The sequence below is a fragment of the Mycobacterium spongiae genome (assembly GCF_018278905.1).
Classification (GTDB): Bacteria; Actinomycetota; Actinomycetes; order Mycobacteriales; family Mycobacteriaceae; genus Mycobacterium; species Mycobacterium spongiae.
In genome coordinates, this window is record NZ_CP046600.1 from 4,588,499 (window position 1) to 4,606,384 (window position 17,886).

The following is a 17,886-nucleotide window of genomic DNA, read 5'->3' on the forward strand; positions in this document are numbered from 1 at the left end:
CTCATCTTTCAGTACCATCGACGAACCTGAACCGGCCCTCCTGATACATGCGGGCACTTTCTGCTCGACGCACCTTGCCGCTGGTTGTCGTGGGCAGAGAGCCCGATGGAACCCAAACTACATCGGCAACTCCAGCCGAATGCCGCGCAGAAATCGCGCCGACCACGTTCTTGCAGTTGGTCTCAAGCACAGCCGCATCCGTGTGGTCTTTGACTTCGGCGATGATGACCAACATTTCCGTTGTGGCCCCAGGAACTGACACGGCTGCCACTCTGCCTTGGCTTTTCGTTACCGCGCGAACGGTTTCCTCAATGTCATCCGGGTAGTGGTTGCGCCCATCGATGATCAGCAGGTCCTTGATCCGACCAGCAATAAACAACTCACCGTCGAAGATGAAACCCAGATCGCCAGTGCGCAGCCAGGGACCTCGCGGAGTGCCGGGCGCAGGATCGGATAGCTGCGCGCCGAATACCTGCTCGGTCCGCTCCGCGTTCCCCCAATAACCCGCCGCGATGTGATCGCCGCTGGCCCAGACCTCGCCAACCTGTCCAGCCAGCACCTCGACCCGGAACTCCGGGTCTACAACGATGACATCGGACGACCGCGGCGCGCCGCAGCTGGTGAGCTCAACGCAATCCTCCTCATCCCGATCACACGTCTGCGCATAGCCCGCAGACAACTTGTCTTGGTGAAAGGACTCCGTCACTGGTGGCCGGTGACCATCGGAGGTCACCACATAGACCGTCGCCTCTGCCAATCCGTAGGAGGGCCGCATCGCGGTGCCCGGAAGGCCGATTGGCGCCAGCAGTTCGGAAAACTGGCGAATCGTTCTGGCTTGGACCCGTTCGGCGCCATTGATCATCACGCACACGTCGTCCAGCCTGAGACCGATCAGGTCCGTCTCCTTGACCCTCTTAGCCACCAGATCGTAGGCAAAATTTGGCGCGGCCGTGTAAACCCGTTTGCTTGCAGCCAGGTGCTTGATCCACCGTATTGGGCTCTGCACAAAGGCCACCGGAGTCATCAGTACCGCTGGGCGGCACATATAGATGGGCAACAACACCCCGACAATCAGGCCCATGTCATGATAAAACGGCAGCCAGGAGACTACGGTGAAGTCCTTTTCCGCACCTTCGGCCGCTTCAAAGTGGTCGCGCACAATTTGAGCGACATTGGCCACGATGTTGCTATGAGTGATGATCGCGCCGGACGGCTGGCTAGTCGAGCCTGACGTGTACTGCAAATATGCGGGTTTCGACAAGTTGCCGGTATCAGGCAACTGCTCTGCATCGCAGAGCCGAGTCGACGTGATCGACTCGAACGCCAGGCTGTCGATCTCGATAACCCTCAACCTGGCTGAGGGAAGCACCTTGGTTGCGGCGTTCGCGAGTTCAACGCACACGTCCGCGTCCACAGACCGGGTGAGCAACGCAACCGGATTGCAGTTGCGTATCGTCCCGAGCAGAGCATCATTTCCCTGGCCCGGGTACGGCGTTGGCAGCGGAACGGCGATGAATCCAGCCAGCATTGCGCCCAGCATCCCGACGACGTATTCCAGACTCTGCTGGGCCAGAACGACCGCGCGATCACCCGGCGAGCCGCACTCAGCCAGACTGTCCGCCACCTGTCGCGCCCGGTCGAGTAGCTCCGACCACGTCAACGACTCGCTGATGCCATTGAAATCAGCCTCGTAGTCGACAAACGTATACGCCACGTCGTTCGGACGTCGTCGTGCGTTTTCCCGGAGCAGCTCAATGATCGTGGGCTGCCGGCGGTCGTCGTCCAGTACCTCTCGAGTGTTGTCCAGAGTTAGCGTCATTTAGTGCTCCTAGCCTGAAATCAATTGGTCCGTCTAGCCGTTGGTAATTACTGTGCCGAGTGCATCTGATTGTTCTCGGGCACAGCGTCAGTGGACCTTGTCAAGGAAATCGCGAACGGCATGCTCAGCAGGGCCACGATGCCCAGGATGAGCCAGATCGCGTGGAAGTGAGTGGAACTGAGGCTGTGGCCTTGGCTCACGATGGCGATGACGGTGGCGGTGCCCAGCGCTGCGCCGAATTGCCGCGAGGCCGAGTTGAGCGAGTTGGCGGTGCCGAAGTATTTGTCCGGCATGGACTCCACCGACGCGCCGGCGAGGGTCGGACCGACCATGCCGATGCCCGCGCCGGTCAACAAGACTGCGGGCAAGAGGTTGGCGAAAAATCCCGAGGTGCTGTCGACATGGGCGGCCAACCACAAGGTGCCTAGGAAAAACAGCACGCCCCCCGGAAGTATCGGCACTCGGTGGCCCACGCGATCGGCCACCTTGCCCGCCGGTAAGGCCACTAGCGCAGTCGTCAGGGCGGCCGGGGTCAACACCAGCCCGGCCTGCAGGCTGGTGTAGTGCCAGTGCACCGTGACGAACAAGACCAGCGCCAGCATCAAGCCATAAAACGAGAACCCGAACAGCAGCGTCCCGACGTTGGACAACAACAGCGGCTTGCGGTCGATTCCGGCCACCGCATGCTCGCTGATGCCATCGCGGCGCCGGATCGTCCAGTCGGCCGCGAACAGCAGAGCAACCCCACCGACCAACAGGCACAGCAGGGTTCGCAGATCCGTCCACCCCCAGTTGCCGCCCTCGATGACTCCGGTAGTCAATGCCGCGATACCTGCCGACACCCCGATCATGGTCGGGACATCGATCAAAATCCCCGCGTCACGGTTCTTGGCCTCGCCCACACCCCGCAACATCAGCAGCACAGCCAGCCCAATGGGCACGTTGACCAGGAAGATCCACCGCCAGTTCGCGTGGTGCACCAGCAACCCGCCGAACACCGGGCCTACCGTTGCGGCCAACGCTGCAGCCCCACCCCACAGGGACACCGCCGTCGCGCGTGAACTCCGCCCAAAGTGGGGCAACAGCAGCGCAAGCGAAGCCGCGTTCAGCCCCGCTGCGCCTGCGGCCTGAAACACCCTGGCGGTGATCAAGACCCCGACCGAGCCCGCCGCCGCGCACGCCGCCGACGAGGCAACGAACAAAGCGACCCCAACGGCGAAAATCCGACGGCGCCCATACAGATCCGCGAACCGGCCCGCAGGCACCAACAACGCGGCGAACACGATGTAGTACGCATCCAGCACCCATGACAGCCTCGACAAAGGCGTGTGAGGAAAGCTCATGGAAACACTAGGAAATGCAACGATCAGGATCGTCGCGTCCAGATACGCCATGAAGGCAGCAATCAACGCCACCGCAATGGTGCTCGCGCGCTTGCCCGCCAACGGCGGAGCATCAGCAGCCGAAATCTGCACTATGTCTCCCGGTCTGTTCAAGACTCATGCACTCGAGTCAAACTCTGATGATGAAGTGGGCGAACGCTACTTTGCGTCCAAATCGCTAGCGCACTAGCGGAAATCGCGATCAGGCGACCGCGCTGCTGTGGAACCGTCCGACCCAGTGCTTGCCCACCACAAGGGAAAGTTGCCTTCGCAGCGCTTGCGACACGGTATCGCAACTTTACATAACCGTTACCTGAGAGAACGGCCAGCGTTAGCTGGGAGTGGTATTGGTCTGCTCATAAGTACGGCAAACATCGCGAACTTCCGCCGACCAGCGTTGAAAACCCGCTTCGCGGATCCGCCACTCCGGGGACTGCGGACGAAATGCATTGCTGAACAGAAGATCAGCCAGAAAATAGTCGCGACGATCCGTCAAGTCGGTTCTAGTCCGCAACGATCCATTCCCGCGCCTTGGCGGCGTCGGCAAACGGAGATGTCTTCATTTCGGCGTTGAGTGTCTCAAACAAGCTGGACCCATTTACGGGGAACACCCCGCAGCAGCGAACGACTGGTCGATCTCTCTAGCACGCGCACGTTCAATCGGCGATACTCGATTGGCCGTGGATGTAGACCCACCCTCGTAGCTTTCTCAGGTTTCGACGGAACCTACGCCGCAGCCATGTACTACCAGCGGCGACCCACCACCGCGCTACTGCGCTACTACACCCAATGCGCTTGACCTATCGAACGAAGTCCTGATAAAAACTGACCGCCAACGTCGGGCTTCATCTAGACAGCAAGCTTTATGGGTTGCCCAGAAACTTGTTCCGGGGCAGATACATTCTTGGGCTGATGACGTCACGGACCCGGATACGGCAGCTAGGCCACCGCGTGTTGACGACACCGCGGTTCGCCAGCTTCGGTATTGATCCACTCCTCGCGCCGGTGATTCTTGTACCAGTTGGCCGCCGGCGGCACGTCGAGCGCTCTCACGAGTGAAGCAAGCCCATCCCGAGGCCTCGTGAAAAAATGGGGCATGGTTTCCGCGGGCGACCTCACTTCGAGCAGCCAAGCGCGTCCGGCGCGGTTGCAGGATGCATCGGCGTGTGCTGCTATCTACGCTCCTTATGTTCGCGACAGCGTGATCACGTTCGAAACCGAAGTTCCGGGAGAGCAGGAAATGGCGGCCCGGATAGTCGCCGCTCGCCAGGCCCACGAATGGCTGGTGCTCGACGTCTCTGGCGTGATAGTGGGATACGCCTATGCGCATGAACTCAACCCGCGCGCTGCGTATCGGTGGTCTGTTGAGACCAGCGTGTATATGGCGGCAGATCGTCGCCGTAGTGGGGGCGGAAGCATCCTGTACGGGGAACTGCTGGGCCGGCTCACCGAACGGGGCTACCGTCGTGCATTCGCCGGAATCACGCAGCCCAATGAGGCGAGCAACGCGTTTCACCGGGCCTTCGGTTTCGAGCACGCTGGCCTCTACCGGCGCGTCGGATGGAAAATGAACGCGTGGCACGACGTCGCTTGGATGCAACTCGATTTACAAGGTCTCGACGAGGAAACCGCTCCGCCAGAAGAGATCACGTAGCGATGCGTGATGGCGCAGCTCGACGACCGGACGAAAAACGGCGTACTGAAGCGCGGACCCCTGGTGCATTAGGTGCGGTCGGGCAAAGCCGGTGCTAGCGTCAGTCCATGCGCTTCAATGCGACACTATTGTCCGCGACATTGTTGTTCTTTCTCGGTGGCATCGTTGCGACTGGCCACGGTGCCACCATAATCGCACCGGCCCACGCAGCGCCCGAGGGTAGGCAGTGCCCGCCGCAGGACGGTTACCAGATCCAGATCTTCGGCAACATCAGTTGTACCGACGCCGGCTATATCGCTGAGGCGTACGACCTCTCAGGCGAGAAGCGGCAAGACATCGCCGAATTCACGTGCGAACGCAGTTCACCGGTCGTCTTTCCAATTATCTTTCAGTGCAACTCGGCGAATGGCGAGTTCGCCGTATCTCAGCAGTCGTAGAGCGCAGCGGCACCAAGCAGCACGCCAAGCTCGACCTCGTTGAAAGTCTCGCGGTGCTGCATCTCAGACAGGAATACAGTGGTGAGGGGGACCCGGTTGGTGGTCCAGTCACTATGCGGCTTGGCTTTGTGGGGTCGTGGTTCATTGCAGGACGAATTAAGTTGGGTGAGTGCGCCGTAGGCTGCGTGGAGGTGTCTGTTCGACTCGACCGCCCTCCCGAAGCACCTGCCGGCCCCAGGTATCTCACAGACAATCGTTAGCGACACACCTACGGGTGCGACTGCCCCACCTCTACTGTGTTGTCGATGATGTTGTGCTGCAAGGCGGTCCTGGTTGACATCGACGGCACCTTGATCGACTCGGCTGCCGCGGTGGAACGGTCCTGGCGTACCTGGGCCAGCGAATATGGCGTCGATGCCGAAGAGGTGCTGAGGATCTGTCACGGTCGACGGAGCGCCGACGTCGCCGCGCAATTCATCGCACCACAGCAGCAAGCTGCGGCGGTGGCCCGCGAACTCGCCTTGGAGCTAGGTGACCTCGATGGTGTTGTGGCACTGCCCGGGACACGCAGGTTCCTCGATGGTCTGCCGCGCGGACAATGGGCCGCAGTGACCTCCGGAGGGCGATCGTTGATGACTGCTCGATTGGCAGCGGCACAGCTTCCTGCTCCAGAGTTGATGATCAGCGCAGAAGACGTGGTGACCGGCAAGCCAAGCCCGGAAGGCTACCTCAAAGCAGCCGCAGCCCTGGGCGTTGAGGCACAGCAATGTCTGGTCATCGAGGACGCTCCCGCGGGCATCAGCGCCGGCCGTGCTGCAGGAGCGCGGGTTCTGGCCGTCACGACCACCCATCAAGCAACCGAAGTGGCCGACGCCGACGTGGTCGTCACCGACTTGTCCAGTGTCAACGTGACACCCATCGACGACTACATCGCCCTGCGGATCGCCTAGACCCGCGTTACCTCCCGGAATCCACCCTGGGCCTGCTCCAACCGGACCGCACCTGCAAGGACCACCCCGGTGCTGTCCCCGACGCCGCTACGGGATGAGCGGTTAAGAGAAAACGGAATTCAAGGCCCGGTCGCGGAGCCCTGGTGACATCACCTCACACTACTGGTCCCGGCTGAACGCAGCCGCCGCCTCGGCCACAAAGTCGGCGAAGCGACGGGGTTGAGCGGGTACGTCCGGCAGGTTGGCCAATTCCGAAGTCGTCGCCTGGTTCGATACGTCGGCGGAGCCTTCGTACAAGTAGGTGTGGATCGCAGTGATGTTGGCCGCCACGTCTTCGCGAACACCATCGCAAACGAGTCCGGTCCGAAACTCCTGCGGAGCCACCCTCTCGTAGCGAACGTCAATGCCCGCGCGACCAAACGCCGCCGCGATATCTTCCCCGCCAAGATCTTCTGCGCCGACAACAACGACGTCACGCCCATCGAACGCGGCGAACATATCGTCACTACAGGTCAGAAGCGCTGCCGCGTACTGGGCCACATCACGTGTGTCTACGAATGTCGGCTTTGCGTCGCCAAGAAGCTGCGGAAGGATGCCCTCCTCCCGAATCGGCCGCGCGAAGTAGAAAAGACTCTGGAAGAAGTATCCCGCTTGGACAACCACATTCGGCATTCCAGACGCGTGCAGATGACGGGCGATGTGGTAGTGCGTCGCGCCGTGTCCTCGGACATCCGGCCGACAGAACCAGGGCAGCATCGAGAGCTTGACTAGGCGACCCACGCGCATCTCGCGGCAGACGTCGATGAAATCGCACTCGTAGCGGCGTTGATCCGCAACGTTGTTACAGGCGAAGTAGGCACGATCCACACCCGCCGCGGCAGCTTCGAGGGAGGATCGGTCAGCGAAGTCCCCCTTGACCAGCGTGACGGTCGCAGGCGCGGCAACCCGCCGCGCCGCTTCGGACTCGGGGTAGCGCGTCAAAGCGCGAATCCGGACGTCCCGGCGCGTCTGCCCCAGATAACGGACCAACTCGCTACCGACAAAGCCAGTGGCGCCGGCGATCAGCACGCTCAGCCCATCCACGACATCCGTCTCCTGCTCTCGACGCAAGCATCCCCGTCGGCGAATCCCCGGCTCGTCGCCGACACGGTCAGGCCGGCAACGGTTCTCCGGTGTAGCTGCCAAAGGCCCACAGGTTGCCCTCCGGATCACGGACAGCGAATTCTCTTGAGCCATAAGCGGTTTCGGCCAGAGGCCGGATGATGTCCGCGTTGCCGTTCAGCACCCGCTGGTAGAGGGCATCCACGTCGCTCGTGACCACGTACCCGCCCGCTGTTCCAGGCTGGCGACACCAGTCCGCACCGGGTTTGTGGCTGCCCAGCATGATGCCGCCGACTCCGTCAGGCCAATTCAGTTGCGCGTGGTCGACGATGTCGCCATCCCCGTAGCGAGCCGCCACGACAAATCCGAACGTTTCGACGTAGTAGTCGATCAACTTCGGAGCGTCTATCGCCTGCAGCGTCAGCCACACCGCCGGATTCGGAACAGTCATGCCCCCAGTGTGACGGCCAGCGGTGACATTGGCCATGGGCTCGGATCAACTAACCAGCCAGAATCAGTGTCCTGAGGTTCCGGACGCCGGGTCGCTGCCGTGGGGGCGGCGGCGCGGACGGTGGTGTGCGCCCAGATAGCCGATGCTGGCCACGATGAACGGCACCAAGTAGTTGATCGATATGCGCACCCACGTGCCCGCGGTGACCTGGCCGCCGATGAGGATCGCACCTTGATTCACCGCGCACAGCACGGTTCCGACAACCGCCGCCGTTGGCACTGCGGTGCGCAACGTGTGGCCGCGGAGGAACAATCGGACCGCTTCGATCGGTTTGCTCCATCCCGGATCGCCAGGCTGCACGTTCATCCTCCAGCGTGATCAAAGACAGGTGCACCGTGCTGTACACGTCAGGATTTCCAGTATCGCACCCAATTGCAGGTATCCGATGAACAACAGCGGAATTACGGCGGTTCTGACGCCATTGACACAATGCCCAACACCCACGAGCATAATCCGCACCGCAGCAGTCACCGCGTTCACAACTAACCCCAAAGGGAATAGCTGCATCACGCCACCGAGCAACCGTCTGGGTGGTGTCTCCCGATATCTGGAAAGAACATTTACCAGATTTGAGCTCGTACCGCAAGACCGATCACGCGACGCCACACCCGCAAGGCGCCACCACGTGCCAATTTCTCGGAAAGCGACCAATTTAGTTGGGCCACTTGATCCAAACTGATGTACACGACGGCCGCCCATCGCTATGTTCGATACGCGGACCGTACGGCGGTCCGCCAGCAGCGGGTCGCCGACAGCGAGAAGTGATGCGAGGAGAATGTGATGGCATTTGTAGTAGCGGCAACCGACTTAGTTGCGGCGGCCGCAGCCGATTTAGCCACTATCGGATCCTCGATTGGCGCGGCAAATGCGACGGCCGCGGTCCCCACGACGGCAGTATTAGCGGCCGGTGCGGATGAGGTCTCGGTGGCTGTTGCCGCGTTGTTTGACGCCCACGGTCAGGCGTATCGGACGGTCAGTGCACACGCTGCGTTATTTCATGAACAGTTTGTACAGACCATGAGCGCAAGCACGGCATCGTATGCGTTTGCTGAGGCGGCGAATGCGTCACCGATGGCAGCTGCCCTGGAGTTCGTGAACGCACCCACGCAGGCGCTGTTGGGGCGCCCGCTGATCGGTGACGGTGCACCTGGTGCGCCGGGGCAGGCCGGTGGGCCGGGCGGTTTGTTGTACGGCAACGGCGGCAATGGTGGCAACGGGTTGCCCGGTCAGGCCGGTGGGGCCGGCGGGGCTGCGGGGTTAATCGGCAATGGAGGCAATGGGGGCATCGGCGGTCCCGGCGCCACCGGCTTCGCGGGTGGCGCTGGTGGGGCCGGTGGGTGGTTGTTCGGCAACGGCGGCAACGGGGGATCCGGCGGACTCGGCAGTGGTGTCGGAGGGACCGGCGGCACCGGCGGCGCGGGCGGCGCCGCAGTCGGGCTGTTTGGCCACGGCGGCGACGGCGGGGCTGGCGGGACAGGGCCTACGGCTGACGGAGCCGGTGGGGCCGGCGGGGTCGGTGGTTTGGTCTACGGCAACGGCGGCAATGGTGGTCTCACCTGGGAGGGCGGCGGTGACGCTGGGGCCGGCGGCGATGCTCGGCTGATTGGCAACGGTGGCAATGGTGGCTATCAAGGCAATACCGGAGGCGGCGGTGGGGTCGCCGGTGACGGTGGCAACGGCGGGTGGCTATTCGGTCACGGCGGTGACGGCGGCGCCGGCGGTATTGCGACTACGGCCGGCAACGGCGGCAATGCGGGGCTGTTCGGCCATGGCGGTGACGGCGGCTGGGGTGGCGACAATACCGACGGTGGGTCCGGTGGAGCGGGCGGGACGCTGATTGGCAATGGCGGCTCCGGTGGCGATGCGGTGCGAAATGACGGTGCCGGGGGCAATGGTGGCAACGCGCTCGGGCTGATCGGCAGCGGCGGAGCCGGCGGGGCCGGTGCGCCCGGCGCCGTCGTTGGCGGAACCGGCGGCAACGGTGGCAACGGCGGCCAACTATTCGGCAACGGTGGGGCGGGCGGATCCGGCGGTTCCAACCCTAACAACGGCGGCACCGGCGGGATCGGTGGCCGGGCGGCGCTGATCGGCAACGGCGGAAACGGCGGCGCGGCCGGCGCCAGCTTGCTCGGTGACCCGGGCGCCGGCGGTAATGGCGGCGACGCCCAGTTGATCGGCGACGGCGGAATCGGCGGGCTAGGCAACTCCGGAGGACCCAACGGGGCTAACGGGCAGGGCGGCACGCTATCCGGGGATCCGCTGGACGTGGTGAATGCGCCGTTCGAGGCGTTGCTCGGTCGCCCGTTGATCGGTGACGGCGCCGATGGCGCTCCGGGACAAGCCGGCGGGCCCGGCGGGCTGCTGTACGGCGACGGCGGCAACGGCGGGAATGGTCTGGCTGGCCAGGCTGGCGGGGCTGGCGGCGCCGCGGGGTTAATCGGAAATGGCGGCAACGGGGGGACCGGAGGGCCTGCTGCCGTCGGCTTGGCCGGCGGGGCCGGCGGGTCCGGCGGGTGGCTCTTCGGCAACGGCGGCGCCGGCGGAATCGGCGGGTTCGGCAGTGGCGGTGCCGGAGGCTCAGGTGGGGCCGGCGGAGTCGCCATCGGGTGGTTCGGCAACGGCGGCGACGGCGGAGCCGGCGGAGTCAGCGATGCCTTCGTCGGCGGTAGCGGTGCGCAAGGCGGGGTCGGCGGGTTGTTGTACGGCCACGGAGGCAACGGTGGCCTCAGCTGGCTGGGCGGCGGCGCCAACTCTGGCTCCGGTGGTGATGCTCGGCTGATCGGCAACGGCGGCAACGGCGGCTTCCAAGGCAACAACATACCTGGCGGTGGACTCACCGGCAACGGCGGCAATGGCGGCCTGCTGGCCGGCAACGGCGGCAACGGCGGTGCCGGCAACTTCATGACCACGGCCGGCAACGGCGGAAACGCGATCGGGCTGTTCGGCAACGGCGGTGATGGCGGCTGGGCTGGTGACGTGAGCAACGGTGGAGCCGGGGGCACCGGCGGGACCCTGATCGGCAACGGTGGTGACGGCGGCAACGCCGTTCGGGCCGACGGCAGTCCCGGGCTCGGTGGTAACGGCGGCAACGCGGTCGGGCTGATCGGCAACGGCGGAGCCGGCGGCACCGGCGCCGCCGGCCTTGGGGTTGCCGGCAGCAACGGCGGTCACGGCGGCACCGGCGCGCAACTGTTCGGCACCGGCGGCGCCGGCGGATCCGGCGGATCATCCCAAGATGACGCCGGCGGAACCGGCGGCGACGGCGGCACCGCCGCCCTCATCGGCAACGGCGGGGATGGCGGTGCGGCCGGCGTCAGCACCCTCGCCCTCGGCGCTGCCGGCGGCAATGGTGGCAACGCCCAGTTGATCGGCAATGGCGGTGACGGCGGTCGCGGCGACAACGGTGGGCCTGGCGGCACCGGCGGCACCGGCGGAACGTTGTTCGGTCAAAACGGATCCAACGGAGCGTAGCCGCTGGCCCGGGCGAACGGATTGCCTTGGCCTCTAGTGCCGCAAATTCGCGCTAGTTGGTGTCAAAAACATGTTCTCCCAAGGGATCTGGCGGAGTATTGACCGTGAGAGCGCCGGTGTCAGGGTGCACCTCATACGCACCGCTGTCGACATCGCGGACCGCAATGAGCCCCGCCAGGGTCGCCGACATATCGTGCCGTTGTCGGCCTCCGGCGCTAATCCCGTCGGGCACTGTGACGTGCAGGAGCCGAGGTGTGGTGGCCAGATCGAAGTGGAATGCCCTTGTCATGGCATAGCACGCCACCACCATGACGATCGAGAACGGCAGGGCGGTGGCAATGGCGGCGGTCCGCAAGGCAAGCAGCGAACCGGCCCCGCCAACCAGCAGCAGGACCGCGGCCGCCACCCCCTGCAGGACCGCCCAATACACCCGGGTGAGCTTCGGCGGGTCTAGGTCACCGCCCGTTGACAAGATATCGATGACCAGCGACCCGGAGTCCGACGACGTGACGAAGAAGAACACGATCACCACGACCGCGAGAAGACTGGTGACTACCGGTATCGGCAGATCGTCGAGTAGCTGGAACAGCGAAGTATTGGCGTCCACCGCACCGTCGGTGAGCATGTCGCCGTGATTGCGCTGCCGCAACACCGCCGAGTCACCGAAGAATGTGAACCAGAGCGAGGCGATCAAGGTGGGAACCAGCAGTACAGCACCGATGAACTCACGGATCGTCCGCCCACGGGAAATCCGTGCGATAAACATCCCGACAAACGGAGCCCAACTGATCCACCAACCCCAGTAGAAGATCGTCCAGTCGCCGAGCCAGCCGTCGTCGGAGAACGGCGCGGTGCGCAACATGAGCTCCGGTAGCGATTGGACGTAGCCTCCCAAGTTCTGCACCCACGACTGGAGCAAGAACAGGGTCGGCCCGATCGACAACACGAAGAGCGCCAACACCCCCGCGAGCACCATGTTGATATTCGATAACCACTTCAGCCCCCGGCTGACTCCACTGACTACCGAGGCAGTAGCGCAGGCGGTGATGGCAGCGATCATGCCGACCATCCACCAGTTGTTCACCTGGATCCAGCCGAGATATTCCAAGCCGGAAGCGATCTGGGTAATGCCGAAGCCCAGCGAGGTGGCGACACCGAAAAGTGTTCCGACGGCAGCGATTACGTCGACAGCATACCCGAACACACCTTCCACGCGGCGCCTACCGAGGACTGGCTCCAACAACCACCGCACCGAAAGGGGGCGGCCCCGACGATAGGTCATGTACGCCATCCCGAGACCGACGACCACGTAGATCGCCCAGGCGTGCAAACCCCAGTGAAACATCGTCAACGCCAGCGCCTGTTTGGCCGCTGCGTCAGTGAGCGCGGGCACACCTCGCGACATCGGTGGATGCACATAGTGACTCAACGGCTCGGCCACACTGTAGAAGACCAAACCGATACCCATACCCGCACTGAACAACATTGCCAGCCAGGGCCAGAAACCGAACTCGGGCTGCTCATCGTCGCGGCCGAGCCTAATGGTGCCAACCTGCGAAAAACCGCAGTACAGCGCGAATACCACAAACCCCGTGGCGACCAGGATGTACCACCAGCCAACACCGCTCGTGATCGCGGCGTTCAACCGGACGAACGCATTCTCAGCGGTATGCGAGTACACAACAGAAACGATGATCATCCCGATGATCACCAGTGATGCGGGAACGAACACCGCCGGCTTAACACTGCGCGAGGCCCGGACAAGGGCGTTGGCACCGCCGTGGTCCTTCTCGCGAATTTCAGGCAACGCCATCACACTTCCTTCTCACCGCGGCTCGTTCGGAGGCACCGCGTCGTTGTTTCTGTCTAACATGAGCGGGTACTGCGTGCTCTGGGCCGGTGCCCGACAACCCGCCAACCGCCAGGTCAGAGGGCATGTCGTCCGAAGAAACGCCTGGGCGGGCCGGCCCGCCACTACCGATACACGGTACGAAATGCGAATCGATACCGTGGCGAAACTCTCCATACCGCCCGTCACGGAATCCAACCGGCCACAACCCAGACCGGAAGTCGGAGAAGCGTTCTGTGGTCACCCGGCGCCGTCCCGATCTCGCGTTGCGAAGACATCTAATTCCGTTATGAAACAGCCATTTCCGTAGCATGTAGCCGATATCGGCTCGAGCCTTGACCCGACGGGCGTAAGGTGGTGCTGGGATGTCTCATACGACCGTCTGTCCGGAAGTGTTGACGATGGCGGTCGGGGATTTGCAGAGGATAGGTACTGCGGTGAGAATGCGGGCCGCGTTGGTCGATGACTGGTTCGTGACCATCGTGCCGGCCAGTGCCGAGTCATGTGGGGAAACCTAGGCGGCCGATAAGGTCGCGACCAGCTAAGGAGACTGCCGACAGTGGATTTCGGGCTCCTGCCTCCGGAGGTTACCTCGGGCCTGATGTATTCCGGCCCGGGGCCGGAGTCGTTGCTCGCTGCCGCGGCCGCTTGGGAGGGCGTGGCCGCCGAGATGAGTTCCGCGGCAGTTTCGTATGGATCGGTGGTGTCGACACTCATCAATGAGCCGTGGATCGGCGCGGCCTCCGGAGCGATGGCAGCCGCCGCCACACCCTATGTGGGGTGGCTGGCCACCACCGCTGCGCACGTGAAGGAGACGGCCACCCAGGCCAGGATTGCCGCCGCGGCATATGAGACAGCGTTCGCGATGATGGTGCCGCCGCCAGTCATCGCGGCCAACCGCGCCCGGTTGATGTCGTTGGTCGCCACGAACCTTCTGGGGCAAAACAGCGCGGCCATTGCGGCCACCCAAGCCGAGTACGCCGAGATGTGGGCACAGGACGCGGCCGCGATGTATGGCTATGAAGCGGAGTCGGCTGCCGCGTCGGCATTGACGGCATTCATCCCACCAGCGCGCACCTCCGAACCCGGCGGCGTAGCAAATCAGGCCGCAGCGGTCGCCAAAGCCGCCGCCGCGAGCGCTGCCGCGAATGCAGGGCAAGCGCTGGCCCCGCAGGCCCTCGGCGACGCTGTGTCCGCGGTACCCGCCGCTGCCACCGACCCACTCACGTCCGCGCTCTCCGGGATTCTTGCGAACCTCAACCCACAACTCGCAAACGTTGCTGAGTTGATCCCGAACCCCGAGTTGGACGCGATCGGTCTGTTCATCGCTAGCATCGCGTCCGGCAATCTCGCCCTCGGGGTGGTGAATACGGCCAGAGGTGGTGGCTTCTTCGGCAGCGGCCCCGCCGCGCCGGCGCCCAGCGGAGTAGCCGATTCGCCGGCAGATGAGCCCGCGGCCGGCCTAGGCGCCCGAGGCGGCGCCGTGTCCGTGTCCGCGGGCGCCGGCCACGCGTCCGGTATCGGTGCGCTATCGGTGCCGCACAGCTGGACCACCGCCGCCCCGGAGATCCAGCTCGCCGTCCAAGCGCTGCCCAGCGCCAGCGCCAGCCCCACCGTTGATCCAGGTGCCCTCAACGGTATGCCGATGGGCCTGCTGAGCGGGATGGCGCTGGCGAGTATGGCCGCCCGCGGGACGTCGGGCAGTAGTAGCAACCGGAGCGACGACACCACCGACGACAAACAGGATGGCCGCAAACCCCCGGTCGTTGTGATCCGGGAGCCGCCGCCGCCCGCAACCCCTCCGTCGTAAACCACGCTTGTTTTCGCCGCATCGCCGTGATGCACCCGGGCCGCGAAATTACTCGCCGGGTCACTCCCTCGGCTGTAGTAGCGTACGGCTATGGACCGCGATGTCTGGATTCTCGGCGGCTACCAAAGCGATTTCGCGCGCAACCTCAGCAAAGAGAACCGCGACTTCGCGGCGCTGACCGCCGAGGTCGTCGACGGCACGCTGACGGCGGCCAAGGTGGATGCCGCTGACATCGCCGCGACGGGTGTCATCCACGTGGCGAACGCCTTCGGCGAGATGTTCGCCAGCCAGGGTCACCTCGGGGCAATGCCCGCCACGGTCCACGACGAACTGTGGAACATGCCAGCGTCGCGGCACGAAGCCGCGTGCGCGTCCGGCAGCGTGGCCACGCTGGCAGCGATGGCAGACCTGCGATCGGACACCTACGACGCCGCGCTCGTCGTGGGGCTCGAGCTCGAGAAAACGGTGCCCGGTGACGTCGGCGCCGCGTATCTCGGCGCCGCCGCATGGACCGGGCATGAAGGAGCCGAGGCGCGCTACTTGTGGCCGTCGATGTTCGCCGAGATCGCCGAGGAGTACGACCGACGGTACGGTTTGGACGACACCCATCTGCGGGCCATCGCCCAGCTCAATTTCGCCAACGCGCGCCGCAACCCCAACGCGCAGACTCGTGGCTGGACGGTCCCCGATCCGATCACCGATGACGATGCGACCAACCCGATCACCGAAGGCCGGCTGCGGCGGTTCGACTGCAGCCAAATGACCGATGGCGGAGCGGGATTGATCTTGGTCAACGATGCCTATCTGCGCGATCACCCTTCGGTTCGCCCGATCGGCCGCATCCGTGGCTGGGGGCATCGCACCGTCGGGCTCGGTCTGCGGCAAAAACTCGACCGCGCGGCCCACGGTGAATCCGACCCCCACGTGCTCCCCCACGTACGGACGGCGGTACTCGATGCGTTGCGCCGCGCCCACGTGACCCTCGACGACCTCGACGGGTTTGAAGTACACGATTGCTTCACCCCCAGCGAGTACCTGGCCATCGACCACATCGGGCTCACCGGGCCCGGCGAATCGTGGAAGGCCATCGAGAACGGTGAGATCGAGATCGGCGGACGGCTGCCGATCAACCCCAGCGGCGGCCTGATCGGTGGCGGACACCCTGTCGGCGCTTCCGGTGTGCGGATGCTGCTCGATGCGACCAAGCAGGTCAGCGGCGCCGCCGGCGATTATCAGGTTGACGGCGCACAAACGTTTGGCACCCTCAACTTTGGTGGCAGCACCGCCACCACGGTCAGTTTCGTTGTCAGCGCCACGAAAGGCTGCTAGCAGAGATGGATGTTGAGATAGTTGGCAAGTTCCTGTCGACCCTGCCCGACGACGACGACCACCCCTACCGCACCGGTCCGTGGCGACCGCAAACGACGGAGTGGGATGCCGACGATCTGACCGCGCTCGACGGCGAGATACCGCACGACCTGGACGGCATCTATCTGCGCAACACCGAAAATCCGCTGCACCCGGCGTTCTCGATCTATCATCCTTTCGACGGTGACGCCATGGTGCACGTGGTCGGTTTCCGCGACGGCAAAGCCTTCTACCGCAACCGATTTGTCCGCACCGACGGCTTTCTGGCCGAGAACGAAGCCGGTGAACCGCTGTGGCCAGGTTTGGCCGAGCCGGTGCAGTGGGCCAAACGCGAGCACGGCTGGGGCGCCCGCGGGTTGATGAAGGACGCGTCCAGCACCGATGTCATCGTCCATCGGGGTGTGGCGCTGACCAGCTTCTACCAGTGCGGCGATCTGTATCGGGTTGACCCGTATTCAGCCAACACGCTGGGCAAGGAAACGTGGAACGGGCACTTCCCGTCCGATTGGGGTGTGTCAGCACATCCCAAGGTCGACAACAAGACTGGCGAATTGTTGTTCTTCAACTACAGCAAACAAGACCCGTACCTGCGTTACGGGGTCGTCGACCAGAACAATGAGCTAGCACACTACGTCGACGTTCCTTTACCAGGGCCGCGGTTGCCGCACGATATGGCGTTCACCGAAAACTACGCCATCCTCAACGATTTTCCGTTGTTCTGGGATCCAAAGCTGCTCAAGCACGATGCTCACCTGCCGCGCTTTTATCCGGACATGCCGTCGCGCTTCGCAGTGCTGCCCCGCCGGGGCGCAACCGCGGATGTCCGTTGGTTCGAAGCAGATCCAACATACGTGTTGCATTTCACCAACGCCTACGAAGACGGCGACGAGATCGTACTGGACGGCTTCTTCGAGGGCGGCCCCCAGCCCGTCGACACGGGCACCGACAGCACGAAGTGGGAGAAGATCTTCCGCTTCCTGGCCCTGGATCGGCTGCAGACCCGGCTACATCGGTGGCGACTCAACCTGGTCACCGGCACCGTGACCGAAGAGCAACTGTCCGAGTCGATCACCGAGTTCGGAACCATCAACGCCGACTACGCCACCAGCGACTACCGCTACATCTACGCCGCGACCGGCAAACCGGGCTGGTTCTTGTTCGACGGCCTGGTCAAACACGATCTGTTCACCGGAGGTCTTGAACGCTACTCACTTGGTGACGGCGTCTATGGAAGCGAGGCCCAGATGGCACCGCGATTGGGCAGCACCGCCGAAGATGACGGCTACCTGGTCACCCTTACCACCGACATGAACGCTGACGCGTCGTACTGTCTGGTTTTCGACGCAGCCCGAGTCGGTGACGGTCCAGTATGCAAACTTCAACTGCCGGAACGCATTTCCAGCGGCACACATTCGACGTGGGTTCCAGGCGCCGAGATGCGTCGCTGGGACCACGCGGAGTCGGCACCGAACGCGGTGGGGCTGTAGAGCTGGCCGGCCGGCAACACTGCGGGAATACGGACTCGGCGAAACGG

13 protein-coding genes are annotated in these 17,886 nt (G+C 63.9%); 7 read left to right on the forward strand and 6 right to left on the reverse strand.

Annotation, left to right across the window (positions count from 1 at the left end; genetic code table 11):
* Position 1: 1 nt before the first annotated feature.
* A complete protein-coding gene (locus tag F6B93_RS18600; RefSeq protein WP_211696400.1) occupies positions 2-1,819 on the reverse strand; it encodes an AMP-binding protein in 1,818 nt (605 codons plus the stop codon).
* A gap of 47 nt (positions 1,820-1,866) precedes the next feature.
* Entirely contained in the window at positions 1,867-3,294 is a 1,428-nt protein-coding gene (locus F6B93_RS18605) for an MFS transporter (protein WP_211696401.1), read from the reverse strand.
* Positions 3,295-4,222: 928 nt separating this feature from the next.
* Between F6B93_RS18605 and F6B93_RS18610 the strand changes: the two genes are divergently transcribed.
* The 3 genes from F6B93_RS18610 (at position 4,223) to F6B93_RS18620 (ending at position 6,242) form a co-directional block, all read left to right on the forward strand.
* Positions 4,223-4,855, forward strand: a complete 633-nt coding sequence (locus F6B93_RS18610; protein ID WP_246540856.1) for a GNAT family N-acetyltransferase — start codon at positions 4,223-4,225, stop codon at positions 4,853-4,855.
* A 107-nt stretch (positions 4,856-4,962) separates the two neighbouring features.
* A complete protein-coding gene (locus F6B93_RS18615) occupies positions 4,963-5,292 on the forward strand; it encodes a hypothetical protein (protein ID WP_211696402.1) in 330 nt (109 codons plus the stop codon).
* A gap of 305 nt (positions 5,293-5,597) precedes the next feature.
* Entirely contained in the window at positions 5,598-6,242 is a 645-nt protein-coding gene (locus tag F6B93_RS18620) for an HAD-IA family hydrolase (RefSeq protein ID WP_211696403.1), read from the forward strand.
* 159 nt (positions 6,243-6,401) lie between these two features.
* Here F6B93_RS18620 and F6B93_RS18625 read toward each other — a convergent pair whose 3' ends face one another.
* The 3 genes from F6B93_RS18625 to nrtS all read right to left on the reverse strand — a co-directional run bounded on the left by F6B93_RS18625 (position 6,402) and on the right by nrtS (position 8,160).
* Positions 6,402-7,325, reverse strand: a complete 924-nt coding sequence (locus F6B93_RS18625) for an NmrA family NAD(P)-binding protein (RefSeq protein WP_211696404.1) — start codon at positions 7,323-7,325, stop codon at positions 6,402-6,404.
* Positions 7,326-7,392: 67 nt separating this feature from the next.
* Positions 7,393-7,794, reverse strand: a complete 402-nt coding sequence (locus tag F6B93_RS18630) for a VOC family protein (protein ID WP_211696405.1) — start codon at positions 7,792-7,794, stop codon at positions 7,393-7,395.
* A 63-nt stretch (positions 7,795-7,857) separates the two neighbouring features.
* Positions 7,858-8,160, reverse strand: coding sequence for a nitrate/nitrite transporter NrtS (nrtS, locus tag F6B93_RS18635; protein WP_211696406.1), 303 nt, complete (start codon positions 8,158-8,160; stop codon positions 7,858-7,860).
* A gap of 474 nt (positions 8,161-8,634) precedes the next feature.
* Here nrtS and F6B93_RS18640 point away from each other — a divergent pair, with 474 nt between their 5' ends.
* Positions 8,635-11,325: a PE family protein gene (locus F6B93_RS18640; RefSeq protein ID WP_211696407.1), complete on the forward strand. Its 2,691-nt coding sequence runs from the start codon at positions 8,635-8,637 to the stop codon at positions 11,323-11,325.
* Positions 11,326-11,377: 52 nt separating this feature from the next.
* Here the strand turns inward: F6B93_RS18640 and F6B93_RS18645 are convergent, their stop codons facing one another.
* Positions 11,378-13,138 (reverse strand): BCCT family transporter, encoded by a 1,761-nt coding sequence (locus tag F6B93_RS18645; RefSeq protein WP_425518470.1) that lies wholly within the window; start codon positions 13,136-13,138, stop codon positions 11,378-11,380.
* Positions 13,139-13,733: 595 nt separating this feature from the next.
* On the opposite strand from F6B93_RS18645, the gene F6B93_RS18655 reads away from it, so the two are divergent.
* The 3 genes from F6B93_RS18655 (at position 13,734) to F6B93_RS18665 (ending at position 17,839) form a co-directional block, all read left to right on the forward strand.
* Positions 13,734-14,984, forward strand: a complete 1,251-nt coding sequence (locus F6B93_RS18655) for a PPE family protein (RefSeq protein ID WP_211696409.1) — start codon at positions 13,734-13,736, stop codon at positions 14,982-14,984.
* A 90-nt stretch (positions 14,985-15,074) separates the two neighbouring features.
* On the forward strand, positions 15,075-16,313 hold the full coding sequence (locus tag F6B93_RS18660; RefSeq protein ID WP_211696410.1) for an acetyl-CoA acetyltransferase: 1,239 nt from the start codon (positions 15,075-15,077) through the stop codon (positions 16,311-16,313).
* 5 nt (positions 16,314-16,318) lie between these two features.
* Complete coding sequence (locus tag F6B93_RS18665) at positions 16,319-17,839, forward strand: carotenoid oxygenase family protein (RefSeq protein ID WP_211696411.1); 1,521 nt, start codon at positions 16,319-16,321, stop codon at positions 17,837-17,839.
* Positions 17,840-17,886: the final 47 nt, after the last annotated feature.

Bases quoted from the DNA above. Each gene is read 5' to 3' on its own strand.
- F6B93_RS18600 (WP_211696400.1), bottom strand. From the start codon at position 1,819: ATGACGCTAACTCTGGACAACACTCGAGAGGTACTGGACGACGACCGC.
- F6B93_RS18615 (WP_211696402.1), top strand. From the start codon at position 4,963: ATGCGCTTCAATGCGACACTATTGTCCGCGACATTGTTGTTCTTTCTC.
- F6B93_RS18620 (WP_211696403.1), top strand. From the start codon at position 5,598: ATGATGTTGTGCTGCAAGGCGGTCCTGGTTGACATCGACGGCACCTTG.
- F6B93_RS18630 (WP_211696405.1), bottom strand. From the start codon at position 7,794: ATGACTGTTCCGAATCCGGCGGTGTGGCTGACGCTGCAGGCGATAGAC.
- nrtS (WP_211696406.1), bottom strand. From the start codon at position 8,160: ATGAACGTGCAGCCTGGCGATCCGGGATGGAGCAAACCGATCGAAGCG.
- F6B93_RS18640 (WP_211696407.1), top strand. From the start codon at position 8,635: ATGGCATTTGTAGTAGCGGCAACCGACTTAGTTGCGGCGGCCGCAGCC.
- F6B93_RS18645 (WP_425518470.1), bottom strand. From the start codon at position 13,138: ATGGCGTTGCCTGAAATTCGCGAGAAGGACCACGGCGGTGCCAACGCC.
- F6B93_RS18660 (WP_211696410.1), top strand. From the start codon at position 15,075: ATGGACCGCGATGTCTGGATTCTCGGCGGCTACCAAAGCGATTTCGCG.
- F6B93_RS18665 (WP_211696411.1), top strand. From the start codon at position 16,319: ATGGATGTTGAGATAGTTGGCAAGTTCCTGTCGACCCTGCCCGACGAC.